4 protein-coding genes are annotated in these 9,099 nt (G+C 56.3%); 3 read left to right on the forward strand and 1 reads right to left on the reverse strand.

Going from position 1 to position 9,099, the window contains the following annotated elements:
* Positions 1-131: 131 nt before the first annotated feature.
* Positions 132-1,220, reverse strand: a complete 1,089-nt coding sequence (locus PPA02S_RS23090) for a hypothetical protein (RefSeq protein ID WP_154660073.1) — start codon at positions 1,218-1,220, stop codon at positions 132-134.
* Positions 1,221-1,485: 265 nt separating this feature from the next.
* Here PPA02S_RS23090 and PPA02S_RS22285 point away from each other — a divergent pair, with 265 nt between their 5' ends.
* The 3 genes from PPA02S_RS22285 to PPA02S_RS22295 are packed head-to-tail and all read left to right on the forward strand — an operon-like array spanning position 1,486 to position 8,714.
* The gene (locus PPA02S_RS22285) at positions 1,486-3,312 is read left to right on the forward strand and encodes a hypothetical protein (protein ID WP_028633719.1); all 1,827 of its coding nucleotides are present in this window, start codon (positions 1,486-1,488) and stop codon (positions 3,310-3,312) included.
* 36 nt (positions 3,313-3,348) lie between these two features.
* Positions 3,349-5,865 (forward strand): hypothetical protein, encoded by a 2,517-nt coding sequence (locus tag PPA02S_RS22290; protein WP_028633718.1) that lies wholly within the window; start codon positions 3,349-3,351, stop codon positions 5,863-5,865.
* Positions 5,862-8,714 carry a hypothetical protein gene (locus PPA02S_RS22295; RefSeq protein ID WP_028633717.1) on the forward strand — a complete coding sequence of 951 codons (2,853 nt, stop codon included), beginning with the start codon at positions 5,862-5,864 and terminating at the stop codon, positions 8,712-8,714. Before PPA02S_RS22290 ends, PPA02S_RS22295 begins: the two co-directional genes overlap by 4 nt.
* Positions 8,715-9,099 lie beyond the last annotated feature (385 nt).

Here is a 9,099-nt window from a genome sequence, read left to right on the forward strand (position 1 = left end):
GGGCAACTGGATGGCCAGGGTGTACTGGCCGGTGCGCGTGTCGACGCTGTTTTCCAGGAAGCTGAGGAAGTTGAAGGCGTTCGAGTGGTTATTCATGATGACAGTAAGCTCCTATGGCAGGTGGTGACAGATCAACGCAACGTGGCGCAGCGAACGCGCGTATTGCCGTTCTCATCACCTTCATGCCAGCGGCCCACCATCACGCTATCGGGGGCACAGGTGAATTCGCTGCTGCTCTCTTTCTGGCTCGCCTGCCAGGTTGTTGCGGGCATCACCTGCAATTGCCGCGTGCCGCTGAAGACTTTCCCGCAGCGGTATTTGGTCTCCCCATTTTCATCACTGTAGTGCTGACGGCCGTCCAGCACTTCGTTACTTGGGCAGTTAAACCATATGCCGGTGGCAGCTTGCACGGTAGGCGGCTGTTCAGCCTGTACGACGGGTGAACCACCGGATGCAGTAGTCTTACATTGTTTTTCATCGCCAGATTCGCACAGCGGATCAAGCCAGCGAGAGTCCTTGATTTCCAACGTATTGCCTTCTTGCTTCAACGTTGCACATTGATAAGCCGTGTTGCCGTTTTCATCACCTTTGTGCCGACGGCCTGTCATGACTTGCCCGACAGGGCATTCATAGTATGACCAATTCTCTCCTATGTCTTCTGACCATGCAGGAGACGCAGGAAGGGCGTTCGCCGCGGGTATCTTTGGGCCGCCCGGCGCAGACGAAATAGCAACTTGGATACATTTGACGGTATCACGCCCCGACTCGCCGGACTTCAGATAATTATCGACCATTTCAAGTCCCGGGGTGATGATGGCCCCTTTTGTGTAAGCGTAAAGATCTTCAACTTCATAGGCTTTCGTTTTGGTCGGGTTTCTGATGGTTTTCAACCTCATCCAGTGATCGCTGTTGCCTGCTGACGTATCGCACCAAGGGCTTTCTGTCATCAGAATGGTCGCTGCAGACGCGAGTTTTTCCAATTCCACTGAGCGGACTTTAAAATCTTTGCAATTACCTGGCCCCGCTGCACCCGCCGTTGTCAGGTTGTACTGCACTGTCTTCCCTGCGCCCGGACCAGGGAACGACAAAGAACACTTAGCACTTTCGGGATCTAAAAAGACGATTGTTCCATTGTCCTCCTCCGCGGCCATCGCTGCGGGCACCGCGCTTACATAAAAGGTGGAACACAACACGCCGATTAATAAGTGTCTGGAATGCATAAAAATGTCCTCAGGAAAAGCGTGAGCGCTGTGCGAAATAGGGAATACAAGGCTTGTTTCATACCGGGAAACTTTCATACCGGGAAACAAACGCGACGAGACCAGCTTATCGAGTACCTCCCCCTCTGACACCTGGTAAAACTACCAGTATTACCTCGGCGCAGATAAAACGGGCCGGCGAGCCGTACCTAGTAGTTTTACCAGTTGGCCAAGGCGTTGGGCGGTCTTATAACTGAGTGCATGAACACTCACGGAGAGATACGCCATGCCGCTGACGAAGACGGTCAAGCGCGATACGCACGCTGCACTGAATGCGCCCACTATTAACTTGCTCAATGCCTACGATGAAATAGACCTTGCGGTGCTTGGCAGCAATGACCTCACCATCGGCATTCATTACGACGGGATCAAACTCGACGACGCCTTCTACTTCAGCTGGTGGGGGGCGTCGCCCGATGGGGAGGCACTGGACATACTCAATGTGCACGTCGAGGTTAGCGAAGACAATTTCGACGCTGCCAAGCAATTGGTGGAGGTGCGAGTGCTCAATCGCTATCTGGTCGAGGCCGATCAGGGTTACGCCTTTTGTTCTTACACAGTTACCACACCGGACCTGGGGACGTCACCTCGGCGCTTTTGTTTTGTCGGTGTGCGCCCACACCGGATGGAGCACATGCCCGTCGCTCAGGCATTGCAATCCCATGAGCTGTGGATCGACCCACCGTCACTCGACAATACAGGGGTGACATTCGTCATTCCGCCGTACCAGTCAATGCAGGCTGGGGATGACGTCAAGCTGCTTTTTCGCGGCTTCAATGGTGAGCAATTGCCTGATTGGACCGACAGGGAGCCTGTGCTGGAGGAGTCAGCAGTCGGCCTGCCCATTCTGCGAACGGTTCCAAAGATTGAATTCGACTGGCTGGATTTTCCGGGCAGCTATGCCGAGGTGTCCTACCAGATCATCGTTGCGGGCATCGCGGAACCGGTCCAGGGCCCGACGCAGTGTTTCAGGATGGGGGCGATGCCCGCGACACTGTTGCCAGAACCCACGGTCGAGGGTTACAGCGGGGGTGTGCTGGACCCTGTCGAGTTCCCGGATGGTTTGCGTGTGCGTTTGCCCCTGTACTCGGACCTGCATGCATCGGACTGGGCGCTTTTGCACACCGACAAGCAGGTCGGGGCGGCTGCCCTGCGCACCGACTTGAGCTCCCTGCACACGGGGCGCCTGTGGTTCAGGCTTGCGCCGGAGCACCTGATGGCCACAGAGCGCCTGGTGTTGACCTATCAATGTGCCCGCGAAGGGCTTGGTATGAGCTCCAAACCACTCGAGATCGAAATCGTCGAATCCAGGGACCTGCTGCCAGTGCAGATCGAGCAGGCTACTGCCGAGGGGAGTAGTTACCCTAACTCGGGCTGGCTGGCCGCGCAGGATGCAATGGCGGGTGCCTACGTGAACGTGCCTCAAGTGCGCCTGAGGCAGGGTGAGGTTGTGGAGGTGCACTGGGCGGGCCGCCCGAATGCCGGTACTCACATCACCCGCGAACCCGCCGACCCCGCTTGGCCCTGGCGATTCAAAGTACCCGCTGCGGCGATTGCCGCCAACATGGAGCCTACCGAGGAGGCGAAGGACAAGCGCTTTCCGGTGTTCTACCGGCTGGTGAAGGCAGATTCGACGTACGTCGAGTCTTCTCGTTACCACCTGCGGATCAAGCCACTTCCTGTCCAGAGCTACCCACAGATCAGCTGTCCGCAAGCTCAGGGGCAAGTGTTGTCGCTTAGCAAAGCCGAACGAGAGGGCGCTGCACTGCAGTTGGCAGGGTGGCCGTTCATGGCCAGCGGGCAAAAACTGAACATCGTATTTCAAGGCGTGAAGCAAACGGGCGCCCAGTTGGTAAAAATCATCCGTGCCACTGCGGTCAGTGAGTCTGAAGCAAACAGCCGACGTGTCGAGGCCAGCATTCCCTTGGCAACCCTGCGCGAGCAGAAGCTTGGGGAGACGTTCACCCTTGAGGTGAGCGTCAATTTCGAGAATGTCGATAACAACGACGTGACCGTACCGTTTTCACCGTTGCGGCTGACGTTGAACCCCTGAACAGAGCTGTTACAGCATAAAGAATGAGGTGTCATCATGGCCAGAGAATCACTGGAGCAATTCATTGCCTATTTGTCGCAAGCGCCCAGGACCTTGGGATGGGATGCGATTCTGGCGTATGACCGCAACAAAGCGAACCGCCTGTTGATGCAGGAATATATTCAGCGGTTTTCGACAAACAGTTACTTCGAACCGCTGACGTTCACCACTGAAATTACGCCAGGGCAACGATGGGAAGTCACGTACGATTATGTACTCGATAAACCGAGGTTGTCGTTCGAAAATGCCTCGATCGCCAGTTCGCGTGCGGACTTGTCGATGCGTATCGTCGGTGGTCGACAATTGGGTATCAGCAGGGTCATGGGTGATTCGCAACTTAAAATCACCCGCTTGAAGATGGCGGATGCGCTCAATGGCGCCACCTTGCATGTGCGTATCGAACTGGAGAAGTCGGCAGGCAGCGTCACAGATGCGGGCGCCGTACAGATCGACATGACCAAGGGCACGCAGTTTTACCTAACGTTTGCGGACACGGACGAAGAAAATCGCTTGGGAGGTGAGCGTTTCAAGAAAATTTTCGAAGCATGGCCGGAGGAAAAGCAACACTTCGAGCTCAATAAATTTGGGGTTGATCCCGCTGCTTTTTTACAGCCTGAAACGTTCCTCGTCCGCACGCATGCAGCCCCGGCAAGCGACACGGTCGCGGCCACTGTAAAAGAGGCCGCCGAGCAGGCCGCCGACGGAGCCGTTTTGGCCTTCATCAAGATGAAAAACGGTAAGTCGGGAACGCTGCCGCCTTCAGATGAGGACATGCATTACTTACTGCCAGACAATTTCAGTATGAATATTCTGCTGTCTGGCAGGTATTTTTTCGAAGCGCTCGTTAAGCAGTGGTGCCGCATGGTAAATGCAGAAGAGCCCACACAGCCGGTGGAGGTTACCTTTCTGGGCGGCGAAAGTGGAGCGCATTACACAGGGATGGAGGCGAATAGTGGACTTATCGTACTCCCTGAGTTCAGCGGGAAAACAGAAAATACAAAGAATATTACAGTACACGAGCAGAGTTTGAGGTTCGTCAGTGAAGCGTCAGATAAGGAGACGTCGTTCCAGGTCTATCGTAAAAAACTCGACGGTGATGCACATCACACCATTTCCGGTTGGTGGTCGGGTGTAACAGATACCTGGATTTCAGTGCAAGGTAAGTCAGGAAACACACTTGGTGTGCCAATTCGCCCATTCTGGTCGGTTCACCTTCGATATGAACTGGATGTCACGGGTGGCCACCTTCAATTCCGTAAAGTCTATGACACGCGGCAGTTCGAGATTGGTGAAGGTTGGGAGATACTACTAAGAGATCGCGAACTGGGTCCGCACCAAGAGGAGATTAAGGAAGTCATCCGCGCTTATGTGTTGGGCGTCGTTGGTGCGGCTATCGAAAAGCTCAAGGTGGTCGGTGATAACATTGACGCGTTTCGTTTGAACGGTCTGCTTTTTCAAGGCGGTAAGCAAACCGCTAGTCCGTCCGCTGCCGATATTCCGGGCGATATGACACTTCCCGGCCACTTGGCGCCGTCCGTTACCGGCTTCCAGATCAATCCCGTCGAAAAGATCATCTCTGCAGGTAGCACGTTCACATTCACGTGCGACCCCGCCAGCGTGCGACTGTCCTGGTCGGTCAGCAATGTGGCCGGCGAGACTGGTGATGTCGGTTCCATTGATGAGAGAACCGGCATTTACACCGCGCCCAGTGCATCGAAAATGCCCTCGAGTCAGCACAAACGGGTCATCGTCACGGCCCGCACCGAGGCAGGCAGCAGCAGCCAGGCCCTGATTCACCTCGTTACCCGGCAGATTGGTGTCGACCCGCTGGTCATGGCCGTATCGACAGGGAAGGTCAGCTACAAGATCACGGCGGCTGCGCTCAGCGGGCAGGCGCTCACGTGGAAGCTGTCAGAGGGTGCCAAGGGTGAACTGAAGGACGCTTACTCAATCGATCCTGACCTGTCCGGTAAATATTACGTCTCGCCTGCTGCCAGCAGCGCTTCCATTCGAATCTTTGACGAGCAGCGCGGGCTCGAGGTGGCGCAAATCAGCGACGCCTGGCTCGAGCATCGTGCATCGGGCGCGTGGACCGCCTCGGAAGACTTGGCCGAGGTACTGGGCCACGAGCAGATTCTGGTCAGCGCACCTGGCGCAACGCAGCAAGCCATTGATGTGTTAGTGCCGCTAGAGCCTGAGACCAACTGGTTCACCTATGAGAAAAAAGGCACAGCCATCCAGTTGACCCACTGGACCAGGGACAAGAAGGGCGAGCGGCCCGTGGACCCGGACCTCAACCAATGGTTTCTGGTGGTCGGCAACGGCACGTTCGAGAACGGCTTGTATACCCCTCCAGCTTCGGGCAGCACGCCGTACGCCGTAGTGGCGGCGATTGAGGAAGATAGCCGCAACTGGTACTGGACCTACGCCATCCTGCCCCTGCCATTTATTCAACCAGAGGTCACCCAGGCCTCTGAATGCTTGGTTTCCACACAGGGTGAGGTTCAATCATGATCAGCAACAGCAAAGCTCAGCTACTGGCTCGTCTGTCCCAGGGTGATGTCATGCACGATTGGGGAGCGATCATTGCCATGGATCGCTCGCAGATCAACCGTATGCTCGAACAGCAGTACCTCGCATCGTTCAACGACCTGAGTTTTCTCTTGCCGTTCGATGCCAGTTTCAGCACCGATGACACCCATGAAGAGCGAGTCACATTGTCGAACATGGTGCTGGGTGTACCACAGGTGTCATTCGCGGACGCTGCCTTGAGCGACAGCAAGCTAACGCTGTCGATGAACATCCTGACAGGTACTTACACCACGTGGGTTCATTTGCCAGGTCGCCCACCGCAACTTCGGGACAGCATGAACCTGCGTGAGGGCATGGGTTATCACCTCACGATGAAAGTTGACCTTGGGGTGCGCACCGGTTCTGCGGAAGATCATGGCAAGCTGCTGCTGGACTTGTCCTCCGCCTCGGACTTCAGGTGCAACCTTGGCAAGACGCTGGAAGCGCCCATCGTCGTTGGCGAAGTGTTGGGCAAGCGCATCAAGGATCACCCGGCCTATCGCAAAGCGTTCGTCATCGCGGCGCTCGATTTCAATGACTACGAGCCGCTGGGTATCCAGCGTTTCAACGTGTTGACCCAGCCTCACCCTAATACTGCACAGGCAGGGGAGGGGGCTGTTGTGCTGTTCTGTCAACTGCGAGCCAACTCCGCACCGGGCAGCTTGCCCACAAGCGGCAGTGGCTTCCCCTATCTCATCCCCGATGACGTCAGTACCCAGGGTGTGCGCGAGCACAATGCGACGCTGTTGCTTGCCAAACACCTGACACGTTTCGCGCAAAACGGCTCAGTGGCCGAGGCAGGCTCGATGCCGATCGCAAAGCGTGTGCAGCTGCCCAATGCACATCGACTCAGCCTTGATGAATCGCACGATCCTTTCGATCACGTCGTCTTTGGCAATGTCCAGACGTCCGAGCGTACCTTCACTGTCGAACCGATGCGTACGCAAGTGGTGGCAGGCGAGTCGTGCAGCTTCACCTTGAAACAGAATGCAACAGCCGTCTCCAGCGCGGCATCGACCTGGGCGGCGGAGGGTTTCAACCTCAGCGGTGCGACCGGGGCCATCACTGACAAAGGTACCTACACAGCCCTGCCCGCCAAACGGTTCAGGCAAAATGAACAGGTTGTCGTCGTTTCCAACCGCTTTCAGGCCGCAGGGGTAGATCAGTCGCGTATTGCCGTGGTGGTCGAGGTTGCGCAGCCACTTGCCATTGCGCCCCGAGTCGTGGCATGGAGCAAAGGAATGGAGCCTGTGGACCTGGTCGCGCAAACCAGCGGCGGCAGCGTCGAGTGGTCGCTGCAGGACGAAGCGCTGGGAACCTTGGATGTCATCAGCGGGACCTTGGCGCAATTCACGCCCACCGAGCCTAAAGAGCCCACTCCGGAAATCAGGCTGCAGACGATACGTGTCACCGACACCAGTACCCGCGCCTACGCGGACGCTACGGTTGTGATCATCGCCTACGCGGCAGACCTGACAGTCAGCCCCGCCTATGTACCTTCGGCCGATGCGGGGGTGCCCATTCAGTTCACGGTTGATGATCGTGATCCGCAAGACGTGACATGGAGTCACTTTGGTGAAGGGTTCATCGATGAAGAAGGCTTGTTCACGCCTCCTGAACAAGCGGAAGGGGTCGTGAGCGTGATCATGGCCGACATCAATAATCGTTCGAGTGGTTACGCGATTGTCGAACTGTTGCAAGAAAACGTAACACCGCCTACCTGGCGCGCGTTGCAAAGGTTCGAGCTAAGCGTACGCGGCAGCGCCGAATGCTATGCGAATGGCCATCAACAGATTCAGGTACTCATCACCATTGAAACGGCAGCAGTCGGTGATGAGAAGCTTGAGATACCGCTGACGCCAACAGAGCTATCAACACTGAAGCTCTACGATAATGTCAGTAATGCCGAAGTACCGTTCATCGAACCCGGCCAGGAGGGCATGGACCCTGAAAGTGGCTTGCCCTGGGCGATCAACAATCTTGCGAATCGCTTCCGCACTCCAGACGGACAACAGCCTGGGGCGTTTGAAAAGGGCGAAAAGGCCACTGTCAGGCGGGTACTGTATCTGCAAAGTGCCAAACCGAGTGCAGCCGTGGAGCTCTACGCCAAATTTACCAAGGACGGGGGGGGCGAATTCGACTCGCGTGATCTGAAAGGCATAGTGAGGATCAGCAGCAAGGCCCCGCCGACCATAGCCCTGACCGACTACACCTTCGCACGCAAGCGCGTATGGAATGGCTTGGGTGAGACCATAGGAGATGACGAGTTCAGTTACCGTAAGGAGTCGACGGATTACTGGACCTTGGAATACAAGCGCCAGGGTGTGCTGCCAGCGCTATTCGCGACGTGTCGGATCGAGGGCCAGATTTCAGCGGTACGTTGGGAAAGTGAGCAATTTGCAGAAACCTATGCCAGTTATCTGGGGGTTGCTTTCAACCCTAAACCTTACGCTGACACGCCGGCGCCGGAAAACGTCACCCTGAGCAGTTGGCTGCAGACCATGGTCGCGGAAAAGGACGTCAGCTTCAGCAAGCTCAGGAGCGTATTCGAAACAGGTCAGGTACCCGCGCCGGGAACCTTGATGATTAGCCTCAACCGCGTGCACGACCTGCCGTACTGGCACGACAGTATGGGCGATGGGGGAGAAGAGCAGGCGTATCGCAAGCATCTGGACTCAGCACTTCGTTTCTCTCTGCGCGATGAGGACGGGAATCTGCACCGCGTTCAGATCGCATTTCCGGCGCCCACATTGCCGGATAATCGAAACACCCTAGTGCTGTCTACCTGGTGACGTGAAGATTGAGTAGCGTCTGGCTCTGCCATTGAAAGCGGCACAGCCGCCAATTACCGCCTAGCCGCCCTCGAACATGCCAGCCATCCCATTCATTCAGTCAGAGATTGGTGGGAGGTCTGATGCTTTCGATGGCGGCATTGCTCCCGGCAGTGATGCACATCAGGTCCAACCTTATTGATGCTTGCTCGTAGGGCGCCCGGACTTCGGGTCGAAGTGGGCGCTGCTGTTCCGAGCGAGCCTGATTCAATTTATTACGGTGCAGCATGGAGTTCCTATGACCACAGAAACCATCATCCACTCGAACGCCTTCAACTTCCTCAGCTTCCTGGAAAACAGCGTCGACCCGCGCACCGGCCAGTATACCCTGGCCATCCAGTTGCCA

Origin of the sequence: Pseudomonas parafulva NBRC 16636 = DSM 17004 (assembly GCF_000730645.1) — a bacterium.
Taxonomy (GTDB): Bacteria; Pseudomonadota; Gammaproteobacteria; order Pseudomonadales; family Pseudomonadaceae; genus Aquipseudomonas; species Aquipseudomonas parafulva.